Origin of the sequence: Mesorhizobium helmanticense (genome assembly GCF_003034915.1) — a bacterium.
Classification (GTDB): Bacteria; Pseudomonadota; Alphaproteobacteria; order Rhizobiales; family Rhizobiaceae; genus Mesorhizobium; species Mesorhizobium helmanticense.
Map to the genome: position 1 here is coordinate 43,488 of NZ_PZJX01000029.1, position 13,079 is coordinate 56,566.

Consider the following 13,079-nt stretch of genomic DNA (forward strand, 5'->3'; position numbering starts at 1 on the left):
CCACTCGTCTTACAGCCACGCGCCTGCAGCTACTTGTTGAGGATCAGCTTGCCCTGGCGAGTGATCTTCAACCGATAGAGCGCGCCATGGTGCTCAATGCCGATCTCGTGCTCGCCCTGGAACAGCGTGTTGCTGGAGAGCGTCCTCACGGCAAGCGGGACCCGGTCGAAACGAGCCGAATTGTCGTCGGAACGGCGGACGCGATAGCGAAAGTCACCGGGATTGTGCGTGTTCATTGGATCGATCCCTTTCCTGTGCCGGGCGTCTGGCTAGGCGTTGCGTAGATGCCGATTCATTTCTTGACTTGAATAATCATGTTTATTAGTCAGTGCAATACCGGAGTAAGTGAGTCAACATTTAAGACGCCGGACACGATCAAAAATGCCAGCGAGCGCCAAGCCAGCCAGCATCGAACCTGGATTTTTGGAGTTGGGGCATGGGGTTGGCGAATTGGGGACGGCTTGGTCTGGAGAATCCAGGCCCAGTGCATTGGTCGACGGCAAGGACAATGGCCGCATTGCTGGCCGGCGCGGCAGCAATCAGCTTGCTGACAGCACCGGCTGGCGCTCAACAGGCGACAGAGCAGACCGACCAGGCGCAGCAGGCTGAAGCGGCCCAGGCGCCGGCGGGCGCGACGCTGCTGGACCAGATCCTGGTCGTCAGCCGCACCGGCGAGACGGCGATCGAATCCCTGTCTTCGTCCAGTCATGTCGACCAGGAGCAGCTGGAGCGGCGCATGGCAACGACGCCCAACGAGATGTTGCTGGGCGTGCCGGGCGTAGCAGTCCAGGCCGATGCGAGGCGCGTCAGTTCCTCCATCAACATCCGTGGCCTGCAGGATTTCGGCCGCGTCCAGGTGATCCTCGACGGCGCCCGCCAGAACTTCCAGCGCTCCGATCATGGCCCGCAGTCGACCTTCTACATCGATCCCGAGCTCATCAAATCCGTCGACGTGATCCGCGGGCCGGTGGCCAACACCTATGGTTCCGGCGCAATCGGCGGCGTCGTCTTCTTCGACACCAAGGATGCCGAGGATTTTCTCAAGCCGGGCGAGACCTGGGCAGGCTCCCTCACCGGGCGCTACGAGAGCAATGGCGAGGGCTGGACCACCAGTGCCACCGGCGCGTACCGCTTCAACGAAAATTGGGACGTGCTGGGCAACATCGTCTACCGCAACTACGACGACTACAAGGACGGCGGTGGCGACATCGTCAACGGCACCGGATTCGACGTGCTGAGCGGCCTGCTCAAGACCACCATCCGCCCGAGCGAAAACAGCGAATTGAAGCTCGGCTGGGTCGGATCGAGCGACGGATGGAACGAGATCAGCGGCGGCATCCCGGTGAACGACGCCGACTTGAAGTCGAACACCTTCACCGCCCGCTACAACATCACAGACGATGCCAAGAGCTGGCTCGATCTGCACATCAACGCCTCCTACAACAAGACCAACCTCGATCTGACGACGCTGGTCCCCCAGAACCGCTTCGACCCGGTCACCGGTCTTCCGGTCGTCCTGCCGGCAGGTTCGCTATCGACTTTCGATGTCGGCACCACCGGCATCGACATCTGGAATACGTCGCGGTTCGAGACCAGTGCGATCGCGCATGAACTGACCTATGGCGGCGACTGGGTGGGCGACGATGTCGAGACGGGCGGCACGGCAGGCGGCGACAGTTTCTACACGCCTTCAGGCAAGCGGAACGTTTCCGGCGCCTATGTCCAGGACAAGCTCACCTGGGATTGGCTCGAAGTCATCGCCGGACTACGCTACGACAGCTACAAGCTCGACAGCGATGTCGGCGAAACCTCCGGCGACCGGCTGTCGCCGCGCATCACCGTCGGCGTCTCGCCGTTCGAGAGCGCGAACCTTTCGGGACTGCAATTCTACGGCACCTACGCGGAGGGCTACCGTTCTCCCTCGCTGACGGAAACGCTGATCAGCGGCAACCATCCGGCAGGCGTCACCTTCCCGTTCCTGCCCAATCCCAATCTGAAGCCTGAAACCGGCAAGACGGTGGAATTCGGCGTCAACTACAGCACCAACGGCGTCATCCAGGCCGACGACGCGCTGCGGCTGAAAGCCGCCTACTTCAACAACAATGTCGACGACTATATCGATGGCGTGACACTGTCCGCGTTCGACCCGACCAGCGGCTGCCCGTTCGGACCGGGCATACCGATCTGCTTCCAGTATCAGAATTTCGCCAAGGCCAAGATCGACGGCTTCGAAATGGAAGCGTTCTACGATGCCGCATGGGGATATGCCGGCCTTTCCGCCTCATTCATCGATGGCCACACCATTTCCTATGAAGGTGATCGGGCGGACCTTGCCACCATCCCCTCCTCCCAGGTCACGGCGCAACTCGGCCTGCGCTTCCTTGAAGACAAACTGACGGTCGGCGGCGAAGTGCAGTACAACGGCAAGCCGAAGGGCAACGCGATCGCCAAGGACTATACGCTGGTCAATGCCTTTGCCAGCTATCAGGCGACCGACAATTTCAAGGTCGACTTCCGTGCCGACAACTTGTTCGACGCCAAATACACCAACCCGTTGAACGTATCGTCCACCAATGTCATCTACGAGCCTGGCGTCACGCTGAAGCTGGCGGCGACCATGCGGTTTGGAGGCTGATGACAATGACAATCTTGACGACATCGCTTCGTCTGCTGACCTCGGCGTTTGCGGTGTCGCTTGGGATGGGCCCGGCGCTGGCGCAACAGGCCGCGCCGGCCCCATCGCTGACCCTCGAGCTCAACGCAGCGCAGCCCTCCGAAAAGGGCTGCCGGCTGACCTTCGTCGTCAACAACGGCCTCGGCACGGATCTCACCAAGGCTGCGTTCGAGATCGCGCTGTTCAACGAGGCCGGCGTCGTCGACCGGCTGACCGTGCTCGACTTCAAGGAATTGCCTGCGGGCAAGACCAAGGTCACGCGTTTCGACCTTGCCGGCACCGATTGCACCAAGCTCAGCCGCGTGCTGATCAACAGCGCGACGGAATGCACGGGCGCAAGCGTCGAACCAGCCGCCTGCATGCGCGGCCTGAAGTCCGGGACCAAGACCGCCATCGCCTTCGGGGTTTGAGTGGGGCTGCATACCACATTCACGCATAACACCGTGGCATGGCCTGTGTCCGGTCCGCTGCCATGGGCGGCAACCGATCTTGATTTGACAATCCCATGTCGCTCGCGGCAGGTCTCGCCGCGAGACATGCAGAAAATCAACCTCCTCCCCGACGCCGGCAGCGAACTGGCGATTACGCCAGCCGAGCCGCTTGCGCAGGCGCAGCCAGCCGAGAACCGCAAATGGACGGTGGCGATCATCGCCTCCTGCCTGCTCCATGCCGCTGTGGCGGCGGCGTTTCTGATCGCACCCGCCGGGACATTCTCTTCCGGGGATGCAATCCAGATGGAAGGCACCGATCAAGCCGGCGCCAACGTGGTCGGCAGCGCCTTGGGTGATCGGACCCCGGGTGCGATAGATGTCACCTTGGTGCCCGATCCGCAGCCGGCCAGGGTCAAGCCCGAGCCGCCTGCCGACCGGCCCGCCAGGGAAATGGCGGCGCAGCCCCCCGCGCCGCGGATTGTCAAACAACCCGCGCCGGACATACTGGTGGCCGACACCCCACGCCTGGACGAACAGAGCGTGGTTCCAAAGATTGAAACACCTGCAGAGCCGACTGCTCCGGCCGAAAGCACCGAGACGCCTCCTCCTGTCGATATCGGACAGCCGCCGATCCCGACCGCAAGGCCAAGCACGACGGCAGGTCTTGGCGGAGCGGGCCAAACGAACGATGCCCGCGGCGCCGCGGATGGCGAAGAACGCGACGCGGTGACCTCCAGCACGGGCAAAGAGCAAACCGTGGCTGGCAATGCGGCGGAATCCCGCTACAGCGGTGAAGTCCAGAAGAAGCTTTCCCGCGCCAATCGTCGCGTTTCGAAATCCATACAAGCGAAAGCTCGTAACAACGCCAGGGTCGTTTTCGTTGTCATGGCCGACGGCAGCGTCGGCGACATGCAGCTTGCAGAAAGCTCAGGCTCTGCCGAGCTTGATCAATTCGCTTTGACACTGGTGCGCCAGCAAGCCCCGTTCCCTCCCATCCCAGTCGAGACCGGCAGGGCAAGTTGGGTATTCAAAGCGCGGATCGGCCCGTTCTGACAACCTCCAATCCATCAATCCTCACACGTCGCGAATCCCGAAAGGAAACCCAATGTACATCGCCATGAACCGCTTCAAGGTCCAGAAAGGCTCGGAGGACGCTTTCGAGGACGTCTGGAAGAACCGCGATTCCAGCCTTTCGGAGATGCAGGGTTTCAAGGAATTCCACCTGCTGCGTGGACCGGTCAACGAGACCGAAGGCTATACGCTGTTCGCTTCGCATACGGTTTGGACGAGCCATGAGGATTTTGTCGCCTGGACCAAATCCGAGAATTTTCGCGCCGCGCACCGCAATGCCGGCACCTCGAAGGTGCACTATCTCGGCCATCCGCAATTCGAGGGCTTTTCGGTCGTCGAGGGCGCGTGACATGGCATCGCCCGCTGTTGACCCGGCGCGCTCCATTCCCGTCCTGCCCTCGCCGGATATCAAGGCAACGCGTGATTTCTATCGCGACCAGCTCGGCTTCGGCATCGTCGGACCGGAGATGGACGAGTATCTGATCATGCGCCGCAACGAGATGGAGATTCATTTCTGGAGGAGCAACGACCGCAAGCTGCCGGAAGTGTCGTCCTGCTACATCAGAGGCGGCGAGGTGCCGGCGCTGTACGCCGAATTTTCCGCTCGCGGCGTCGAGAAACTCAGCCCCTTCACCGTTCGCCCGTGGAACATGAAGGAATTCTACGTCTGGGACCCGCATGCCAATCTGCTGAAATTCGGTTGCGCGCCGGAAGAGGTGTGACGGTTCGGCGGGCGACACCCGTCACGCCCGCCGATTCTCAGGCCCGCCGAACAACCGTCGCAGCGCCCGAACGAAGCGCTTGCGCCGTCGCCGCAAACGGCTTCGGCGATCAAGAAAAGGCATGACACGCGGATCGTCGCCCAGGCTGCCAAACCGCCTGACATGCTGCGACAGGAACCCGGGCACGAAGTCCTGGCCATTGACGACGCTGAGCCGCTCCGCATTGGCCACGACATAGTCGACGACATCCGCCGCCATGGTCATCTCCTGCGCTCGGTACACCGGCGACTGCTGCACATGGCCTCCGGCGTAGGTGATGTTGGTGGATGCGTTGGCTCCGTGCAGGCGGTAGAGGCCAAGGCATTCCGACAAGATCAGGCTGCCGGCCTCCAGATGCGCGCATGTCGCCGCCAGATAGTCGGTCCCTATCCTGGCCTTGAATGGGAAAGCCAGAACCGGTTCCAGCGCGCCGCGCCGAAAGACCATCGAAGATGTTGGCGCCCACATCCAGCCATAGGCGCCGGGTCTGAAATGGGTGATCGGGTGGTCCGAAGCGTAGGCGATCTCGGGCGCCATTTCGCCGAGCTGCCTGCCAGGTGTGATGGCCGCGCCTGAGGTATCCGGCTTGGAACGCGGCTTTCGCAATTGAATGTAGGTGCCGGCCAGCAAGGTGCGGTCGCGATCGACCAGAAAGACATCGGAACTGGACAGCGACGCCGGGCGCGTCGCATTCAAATGGGCGGCAAGGTGCGCTACGAGAAAATTCGGCAACCAGATGTCGTCGGAATCGAGGAACGCCACGAATGGCGCATCGCCCGCGGCGAAACCATCGCGGAACGATTCAAGCTGGCCGCCATTTTGCGAACGCACCAACAGGCTGAAGCGCGGGTCACCGATCGCTTCGAGTAGCCGGCGGATATGGTCGGCCGAGCCATCGGTCGAAGCGTCATCGACGATGACGCAGTCCCATTTCTCATAGGTCTGCGCCAGGACCGAACGGATCGCATCCTCGATATAGTTCCGATAATTGTGACTGGTGATGACGACGCCAACACGCGGAAGTTCAAAGCGTGGTGGCGTATGATGCATCTGTTCGGGCCCGGTCGAGTTGTCCCCTCTGTTCGGCCCGGTGCGGCTCCTTGTCAATACAGGGCGATTCCCAACAAGTGAAAAGCCTCAAGCCGCCGCCAGCAGGCTGGCATTGCCGCCTGCGGCCGTGGTGTCGACGCAGACAGCCCTTTCATGAGCATAAGCCGCCGGGTTGAGCACTTCGCTGACCAACGGCACGATCGGGCCGGCGCGGTCAGCGATGACTTTCCGCACGACGCGCGCGGCCTCGGGCGTGCCTGAAAAGGCGACCACGTCGACGCGTAGCGAGCGTGCCTCGACCGGGTCGGGACGGCCGTCGATGGCCGCGAGCGGCAGGCCCTTACCGGTCAGTGCCGACAGTGCCGCCGGCGCACCAGGCGCCACGGCAAGCACGGCATTGCCCGCGGCGAGCGCCTGGATGGTCTGCGCCAGCAGCGTGTCTTGATCCGGGCCGAGGCACAGCACCCTCCCGCGCGGCGACAGCGACAGCGTGTTGGCCTCGCCGGTCGGTCCCGGCAGGTCGACCTGGCCGAAATCGATGCTGGCGGCGGCACCGATCGCCGCCGCACCCTTGCCGCGCAGATGCTTGCGCAGGATGGCGACGCGGTCGGGCCGTGTCGACCAGCCGCCAAGCGCGGGATCCGGCAGATTGTCGGCAAGCTCGGTCGCCGTCACCTTGTGGCCCTCGGCGATATGCGTGCCGGCCTCCGGCCCCTTGCGGAAGCGCCTGAGATAATGCGGGCCGCCCGCCTTCGGCCCGGTGCCGGAAAGTCCTTCGCCGCCAAAGGGCTGCGAACCGACCACGGCGCCGATCTGGTTGCGATTGACGTAGATGTTGCCGGCGTGAATGCCGTCGACGAAATGCTGGACGCGGCCCTCGATACGGGTGTGCAGGCCGAAGGTCAGACCATAACCCTTGCGGTTGATCGCGGCGATGACAGCATCGATCTTTTCGGCGTCGAAGCTGGCGACATGCAGCACCGGCCCGAACACCTCGCGCTCCATCTCCTCGATGCCCTTGACCCGGAACACATGCGGCGCGACGAAGCGGCCATCCTTCGGCGCTTCGAGCTTGGCGATCAGCCGGCCCTGCAGCCCCATTTTCGTGCAATAGTCGCGGATCGAGTCCTTGGCCTCGTCGTCGATGACCGGGCCGACATCGGTCGAAATCTGCCAGGGATCGCCGATACTGAGCGCTTCCATCGCCCCCTTCAACATCTCCAGCATCTTCTTCTCGACGTCCTTCTGCACGTAAAGCACGCGCAGCGCCGAGCAACGCTGGCCCGCACTCTGGAAAGCCGACGCCAGGATGTCGCGCACCGCCTGTTCGGGAAGTGCTGTCGAATCGACGATCATCGCGTTCAGCCCTCCGGTCTCGGCGATCAGCATGGCGTCGGGCGCTGCGGTCTCCGCCAGTTGCTTCTCGATCAGTTTGGCGACCTCGGTCGAGCCGGTGAAGCAGACGCCGGCAATGCGCGGGTCGGCGGTGAGCGGTCCGCCGACCGACGGTCCATCGCCGGGCAGAAGCTGGATGACGTCTTCCGGCACGCCGGCCTCGCGCAGCATTTCGACGGCGCGGAAGGCGATCAGCGGCGTCTGTTCGGCCGGCTTGGCGATCACCGAATTGCCGGTCACCAGCGCAGCGGCGATCTGGCCGGTGAAGATGGCCAGCGGAAAATTCCACGGCGAGATGCAGACGATGGCGCCGCGCGCCTGGGTGCCCGCTTCGACGTTGGCCGCCTCAGTGGCGTAGTAGCGCAGAAAGTCGACCGCTTCGCGCACTTCGGCAACGCCGTCGGCCAATGACTTGCCGGCCTCGCGCGTCGCCAGCGCGAAGAACTCGACCGCGTTGGCCTCGTAGAGATCGGCGGCCCGGTTGAGGATGGCCGCACGCTCGGCGACCGGACGTTTCGCCCAGGCCGGCTGCGCCTCCACCGCCATGCGCACGGCGGTCGCCACTTGCTTGGCGGCAGCCTCGCTGACCGTACCGACCACCTCGTCAGGCCTGGCCGGATTGACGATGGAGCGTTGCTTGCCGTAGCCGGCGGCCCGTGTGATCGGCTTGGCGTGCCAGCGATCCGGCCCGGCGAACGCCGCCTTGGCCTTGTCGATGGCGGCCAGCGTCACCGTATCGGTGATGTCGAAGCCCCTGGAATTGCGGCGTCCGGCGCCGAAGATCGTCGCGGGACGCGCAATCGCCGGATTGGCGGCAGGGCCCTGTTTCTCCACCGTTTCGAGCGGGTCGCGGGCGATATCCTCCGGCTCGACCTCCTCGTCGGTGAGCTGATGGACGAAGGAGGAATTGGCACCGTTCTCCAAAAGCCGGCGCACAAGATAGGCCAGCAGATCGGAATGCGCGCCGACCGGCGCATAGATGCGGCAGCGCGTGCCCTCAGCCTGCCGCACCGTCTCGTGCAGCGCTTCGCCCATGCCGTGCAGGCGCTGGAACTCGAAGGAATCGCGGTCCGTCGCCACCGACAGGATGGCGGCAACCGTGTGGGCATTGTGGGTGGCGAACTGCGGATAGATGCGGTCGGTCATCGACAGCAGTTTTTTCGCGCAGGCCATGTAGGAGACGTCGGTGTTGGCCTTGCGGGTGAAGACGGGATAGCCGTCGAGTCCCAGCATCTGTGCCCGCTTGATCTCGGTGTCCCAATAGGCGCCCTTGACCAGCCGCACCATGATGGTGCGGTCGTACTTCTTCGCCAGTGCGTAGAGCCAGTCGATGACGAAGCCCGCGCGCGGGCCATAGGCCTGGACGACGACGCCAAAGCCGTTCCAGCCGGCCAGCTCCGGCTCGGCCAGCACCCGCTCGATGACGTCGAGCGACAGGTCGAGGCGGTCGGCCTCCTCGGCGTCGATGTTGAGGCCCATGCGAGAATGGCGAGCCGCCAGCGCCAGCGACAAAAGCCGCTCCGCCATGACAGGCAGCATTTTTTCCTTCTGCGCCACCTCATAGCGCGGATGCAGCGCCGAAAGCTTGACCGAGATGCCGTGGTTCTGGCGGATGTCGGGGCCGTTGGCGCCGGCGTCGAGCGAGGAAATGGCGTCGGCATAGGCCTTGTGATAGCGCAGTGCGTCGGCCTCGGTGCGGGCCGCCTCACCCAGCATGTCGAAGGAATAGAGATAGCCTTTCTGCGTCATCGGCCGGCCGCGCTTGACGGCCTCAGCGATGGTGCGGCCGAGCACGAACTGCTCGCCCATTTCGCGCATGGCGGCCGCAACCGCCTTGCGGATGACTGGCTCGCCCAGCCTCCGCACCATGGCCCGCAGCGTGCCCTCGATGCCGCCCTCGCCCTCGTCGAGCACGCGGCCCGTCAGCATCAGCGCCCAGGTCGAGGCGTTGACGAAGATCGAGCTGGAACCGCCCGAATGCGCCGACCAGTCGTGCGGCGCGATCTTGTCGGCGATGAGATCGTCCATCGTCTCGGTGTCGGGCACCCGCAGCAGCGCTTCGGCGAGGCACATCAGCGCCACGCCCTCCTTTGTCGAGAGGCCGTAGGCGGAGAGAAAAACTTCCATCAGCCTGGGATCGGACGAGCCGCGCACCGCTCGCACCAGATCGGCGGCGCGGGCCGAGATCGAGTTGCGGTCCTTTGTCGACAGCCCCGTCGCCTCGGCCAGCCGTCTCACCGCCTCGTCTTCGTCGGGCAGATAATTGGCACGGATCTGCTGGCGGATGGGCTCGAGCGCGGGCATGGCGGTCCTATGAAGCGAGCATCAGGGAGCGGGCCGGCGGTCACCGGACCCAATGGCGCAAGCTAGCACAAAGCCAAATTTCAGTCGTTCCAAAGAAATCGACAGGATAGGTCAATTGACCTATCATATGGCCTGATTTCCCTCAATTGAACCATGAAATCGATGACAGAAGACCAATTGGACCGCATCGACAGGAACATCCTCTCGGCATTGGCCCGCGATGGGCGGCTTTCCATGTCGGAGCTCGCCGCCAAGGTCGGCCTATCGAAGACGCCGGTGCAGGCGCGGGTCAAGCGGCTGGAGAAGGACGGCTATATCAGGGGCTACCAGGCGATCATCGACCGCGAGCGCATGGGCGAAGGTCATGTCGCCTTCGTCCAGGTCAAACTGTCCGATACGCGCTCGGCCGCGCTCGACGCCTTCAACCGTGCCGTGCAGGCGGTGCCGGAGATCGAGCAGTGCCACATGATGGCGTCGAGCTTCGACTATCTCCTGAAAGTCCGCACCACCGACATCGCCGCCTATCGCCGCGTGCTCGGCGAGCGCATCTCCGCCCTGCCCCACGTCGCCCAGACCTCCACCTTCGTGGCGATGGAGACCGTGAAGGATCGATGATCTAATCCGCCAGCGTCTTCAAGAACGCCACCAGCGCCGCGCGCTCGCGGTCCGAAAGCTGGAGCGGATGCAGCTCGGACACACCTTCGACACTTGCCGGCGCCCTGGAATAATGCGCCACCACCTCGTCGAGCGACGCGAACTGCCCGGCATGCATGTAGGGCGCACGGCTGGCCGCACCGCGCAATGACGGCGTCTTGTAGGCGCGGATGAGTTCCGGTCCGGCCTTGACCATGAAGCGCAGCTCGCCGCAGGCGCTGGCATCGCCGTCGCGAAAGGCGCCAAAACAGTTGAACGGGTCGGCCTCGACCTGGCGTACCGCATCTATGCGGCCGCGATCCGGCGGCAAACCCTTGACCGGCGGCACGCCGGTATTGTGGAAACTGTTGTCGGTGAAGCGCGGGCCGGTGTGGCATGTCACGCAATTGGCCTTGCCGACGAACAGCTTCAGCCCAAGGATTTCCTCAGGCGAAAAGGCATCGTCGTCTTTTGGCTTGGCACCGGTGGCCAGATCGATGGCAAAGCGATCGAAGCGCGTCTGCGGCGGCGCGATCGACCGTTCGAAGGCGGCGATCGCCTTGCCGATATTGGCGAAGACGCGATTGACGTCCTCGGTCTGTTGATCGGACATGGCGCTCCACGCCGCCTTCTCGGCATCGGTGCCGAGCGGGCTGGCATTGGCCGGCACAGTGGATAGGTCGGGCAGCGGCCCGAAGATGCGTTCGTAGCGCTCGCCAAAGCGCGCCTTGATGTAGTGCGCGAAGGCGGCGCGGTTGCCGGCGTGCTCCAGCGGATTCTCCAGCGGCGTCAGCGCCTGCGCCCAAAGGCTGTCGCGCCGCCCGTCCCAGAAGAACCAGGGGTCATGCGCGACGCCGGCCAGCGGCATTGTGCGCCGGTTGGTGCGGCCGACACCGACCGCCTGCGGCAGGTCGTCCTGGAACTGCCGGTCGATCTTGTGGCAGGTCGAGCAGGAAACCATGCCATCGCCACTCATCCCCGTGTCGAAGAACAGCGTTGAACCCAGAGCAGCCGCGGCCGGCACGTCGGCGAAGCGGTTGGTGGTGTCGGCCTTCAGCGGCGGCAAAGTGTTGAGCGCCAGCGAGGCGATGGTCTTCTTCTCGGCATCGGAGAATTCCGGCTTGCCGCAGCCGGCAAGCACGGCCATCGCCATCAGCAGGAGAAGACGCGAAAACCAGCTCACAGCAGCACGTTGAAGACGACCGTATCCGAACCGGCCGCCGCGGAAATGGCGAAATGCAACTGCCACAATCCGCTCATCGTGAATTTCAGCCCTTCGATGCGATAGCGCCCGTCGCCCAGATAGTCGGTCGCCTGCGGGCTGGTCGGCAGGCCGTGATTGTGCTGCGGCATGCCGCCAGAAACCGAGATCGCCGCCCCTTGCACAGGCGTTCCCGCAACTGTCTTCAGCGTCAGCAGCCAGGATTGCAGCTCGCCTTGGCGGATGGCACCCTTTTCGGGCTCGAAACTTGCCACAAACAGCCCGTGCGCCGTCGTTTTCGAACGGGAAATGTCCGTCCCGGCCAGTTGAGGCGCATGCCGCGTCGTCAGGTAGACGACGGAAAGAATGCCAGCCAGCAAGGCAGCCAGACCAAGACCCGCCAGAACATAACGCCATAACGATGCCAAACCGGTTCCTTTTCAGCCACTAACGTCTTGGTCAGCAGATAGCGTCCCGCCGCCTGCGGGAAAACGGTTCTGGTGCAAAAATCCGCCGTCGCCAAGCATGGCGCTGCCGGTTGCAAAAAGCTACAGCACCGGGTCTTTGGTTTATGCATGTCGTTACGCCTTTTTGGGGCGATACGCACTAGGAGGGAGATTCATGGCAGGAAACGGTGTCGTCTCGATCGGTGAGTGCATGATCGAACTTTCAGGCCAGACGGGACCGAACTGGCGCATGGGCTTTGCCGGCGACACCTTCAACACGCTGTGGGCGCTGCATGCGCTGAGCGGCGATCGCCCGGCAACCTATGTGTCGGCCTTCGGCGACGATCCGTTCTCGCAAGGCCAGATCGCCTTCTTCGCCGAAAACGGCATCGGCATCGGCGGAAGTCCGGTCATACCGGGCGCTCGGCCCGGCCTCTATGCGATCACGCTGACCGGCGCGGAACGCTCCTTCACCTACTGGCGTGGCGACGCGGCCGCGCGGCAGCTCGCCTCCGATCCGGTCGCACTGGCAAAAAGCCTGGAAAACCAAGCGCTTGTCTACTTTTCCGGAATCACTTTAGCAATTCTGGACGATGCCGCGCGCAAGACGTTGCTGAAGGCCGTAGCCAAGGCGCGTGCGGCCGGTTCGCTTGTCGCCTTCGATCCCAACTACCGGCCGCGACTGTGGCGCAGCCGCGAGGAGGCGCAAGCCGCGATCCTCGACGCTCTTGCCGTCACCGACATCGCGCTGCCGACTTATCCCGACGAGCAGATGCTGTTCGGCGATGCAGCACCGCAAGCGACGGCGCAACGACTGGGAAAGCTGGTCGGCGAAGTGGTGGTCAAGAATGGCGAGGAGCCGGCGCTGATTGCCAAAAACGACACCTTGCAATCCATTCCGGCCGTGCATGTCGCCGCCCCGGTCGACACCACCGGCGCCGGCGATTCCTTCAATGGCGGCTATCTCGCCGCCCGGCTTGCCGGCCACGCCCCGGCAGCGGGGGCGCTGCGCGCCCACCGCGTCGCCGCCGCCGTCGTCCAGGTGCGCGGCGCGCTGGCGCCGTTCGAGACGCTCAGGAAAGCGTTCGACGATTAGGTCTGTCGAGATTCAAA

At 63.8% G+C, this 13,079-nt stretch carries 12 protein-coding genes; 7 read left to right on the top strand and 5 right to left on the bottom strand.

Annotated elements, in window-relative coordinates:
- Positions 1–29: 29 nt before the first annotated feature.
- Positions 30–236: a hemin uptake protein HemP gene (gene hemP, locus C9427_RS16655; protein WP_107650231.1), complete on the bottom strand. Its 207-nt coding sequence runs from the start codon at positions 234–236 to the stop codon at positions 30–32.
- Positions 237–436: 200 nt separating this feature from the next.
- Between hemP and C9427_RS16660 the strand changes: the two genes are divergently transcribed.
- The 5 genes from C9427_RS16660 (at position 437) to C9427_RS16680 (ending at position 4,898) form a co-directional block, all read left to right on the top strand.
- Complete coding sequence (locus C9427_RS16660) at positions 437–2,635, top strand: TonB-dependent hemoglobin/transferrin/lactoferrin family receptor (protein WP_167434381.1); 2,199 nt, start codon at positions 437–439, stop codon at positions 2,633–2,635.
- Positions 2,636–2,640: 5 nt separating this feature from the next.
- Entirely contained in the window at positions 2,641–3,084 is a 444-nt protein-coding gene (locus C9427_RS16665) for a hypothetical protein (RefSeq protein ID WP_107650410.1), read from the top strand.
- Positions 3,085–3,210: 126 nt separating this feature from the next.
- Positions 3,211–4,158, top strand: coding sequence for a TonB family protein (locus C9427_RS16670; RefSeq protein ID WP_107650233.1), 948 nt, complete (start codon positions 3,211–3,213; stop codon positions 4,156–4,158).
- A gap of 52 nt (positions 4,159–4,210) precedes the next feature.
- Complete coding sequence (gene hmuQ / locus C9427_RS16675) at positions 4,211–4,525, top strand: heme-degrading protein HmuQ (protein WP_107650234.1); 315 nt, start codon at positions 4,211–4,213, stop codon at positions 4,523–4,525.
- 1 nt (position 4,526) lies between these two features.
- A complete protein-coding gene (locus C9427_RS16680) occupies positions 4,527–4,898 on the top strand; it encodes a bleomycin resistance protein (protein ID WP_107650235.1) in 372 nt (123 codons plus the stop codon).
- Positions 4,899–4,919: 21 nt separating this feature from the next.
- Here C9427_RS16680 and C9427_RS16685 read toward each other — a convergent pair whose 3' ends face one another.
- Both C9427_RS16685 and putA read right to left on the bottom strand, forming a co-directional pair.
- Positions 4,920–5,987 (bottom strand): glycosyltransferase, encoded by a 1,068-nt coding sequence (locus tag C9427_RS16685; RefSeq protein WP_107650236.1) that lies wholly within the window; start codon positions 5,985–5,987, stop codon positions 4,920–4,922.
- Positions 5,988–6,074: 87 nt separating this feature from the next.
- The gene (gene putA, locus C9427_RS16690; protein WP_107650237.1) at positions 6,075–9,686 is read right to left on the bottom strand and encodes a bifunctional proline dehydrogenase/L-glutamate gamma-semialdehyde dehydrogenase PutA; all 3,612 of its coding nucleotides are present in this window, start codon (positions 9,684–9,686) and stop codon (positions 6,075–6,077) included.
- Between the two features lie 162 nt (positions 9,687–9,848).
- On the opposite strand from putA, the gene C9427_RS16695 reads away from it, so the two are divergent.
- Entirely contained in the window at positions 9,849–10,301 is a 453-nt protein-coding gene (locus C9427_RS16695; protein ID WP_107650411.1) for an Lrp/AsnC family transcriptional regulator, read from the top strand.
- Position 10,302: 1 nt separating this feature from the next.
- Here the strand turns inward: C9427_RS16695 and C9427_RS16700 are convergent, their stop codons facing one another.
- Together C9427_RS16700 and C9427_RS16705 are read right to left on the bottom strand one after the other, a co-directional pair.
- Positions 10,303–11,472 carry a cytochrome-c peroxidase gene (locus tag C9427_RS16700; protein ID WP_107650238.1) on the bottom strand — a complete coding sequence of 390 codons (1,170 nt, stop codon included), beginning with the start codon at positions 11,470–11,472 and terminating at the stop codon, positions 10,303–10,305.
- A gap of 26 nt (positions 11,473–11,498) precedes the next feature.
- On the bottom strand, positions 11,499–11,948 hold the full coding sequence (locus tag C9427_RS16705) for a FixH family protein (RefSeq protein ID WP_107650239.1): 450 nt from the start codon (positions 11,946–11,948) through the stop codon (positions 11,499–11,501).
- A 193-nt stretch (positions 11,949–12,141) separates the two neighbouring features.
- On the opposite strand from C9427_RS16705, the gene C9427_RS16710 reads away from it, so the two are divergent.
- Positions 12,142–13,062, top strand: a complete 921-nt coding sequence (locus C9427_RS16710; protein ID WP_107650240.1) for a sugar kinase — start codon at positions 12,142–12,144, stop codon at positions 13,060–13,062.
- The last annotated feature ends 17 nt before the right edge of the window (positions 13,063–13,079 follow it).

Coding starts and splice junctions, on each gene's coding strand:
- hemP (WP_107650231.1), bottom strand. CDS start 236: ATGAACACGCACAATCCCGGTGACTTTCGCTATCGCGTCCGCCGTTCC.
- C9427_RS16660 (WP_167434381.1), top strand. CDS start 437: ATGGGGTTGGCGAATTGGGGACGGCTTGGTCTGGAGAATCCAGGCCCA.
- C9427_RS16665 (WP_107650410.1), top strand. CDS start 2,641: ATGACAATCTTGACGACATCGCTTCGTCTGCTGACCTCGGCGTTTGCG.
- C9427_RS16670 (WP_107650233.1), top strand. CDS start 3,211: ATGCAGAAAATCAACCTCCTCCCCGACGCCGGCAGCGAACTGGCGATT.
- hmuQ (WP_107650234.1), top strand. CDS start 4,211: ATGTACATCGCCATGAACCGCTTCAAGGTCCAGAAAGGCTCGGAGGAC.
- C9427_RS16680 (WP_107650235.1), top strand. CDS start 4,527: ATGGCATCGCCCGCTGTTGACCCGGCGCGCTCCATTCCCGTCCTGCCC.
- C9427_RS16685 (WP_107650236.1), bottom strand. CDS start 5,987: ATGCATCATACGCCACCACGCTTTGAACTTCCGCGTGTTGGCGTCGTC.
- putA (WP_107650237.1), bottom strand. CDS start 9,686: ATGCCCGCGCTCGAGCCCATCCGCCAGCAGATCCGTGCCAATTATCTG.
- C9427_RS16695 (WP_107650411.1), top strand. CDS start 9,849: ATGACAGAAGACCAATTGGACCGCATCGACAGGAACATCCTCTCGGCA.
- C9427_RS16700 (WP_107650238.1), bottom strand. CDS start 11,472: ATGGCGATGGCCGTGCTTGCCGGCTGCGGCAAGCCGGAATTCTCCGAT.
- C9427_RS16710 (WP_107650240.1), top strand. CDS start 12,142: ATGGCAGGAAACGGTGTCGTCTCGATCGGTGAGTGCATGATCGAACTT.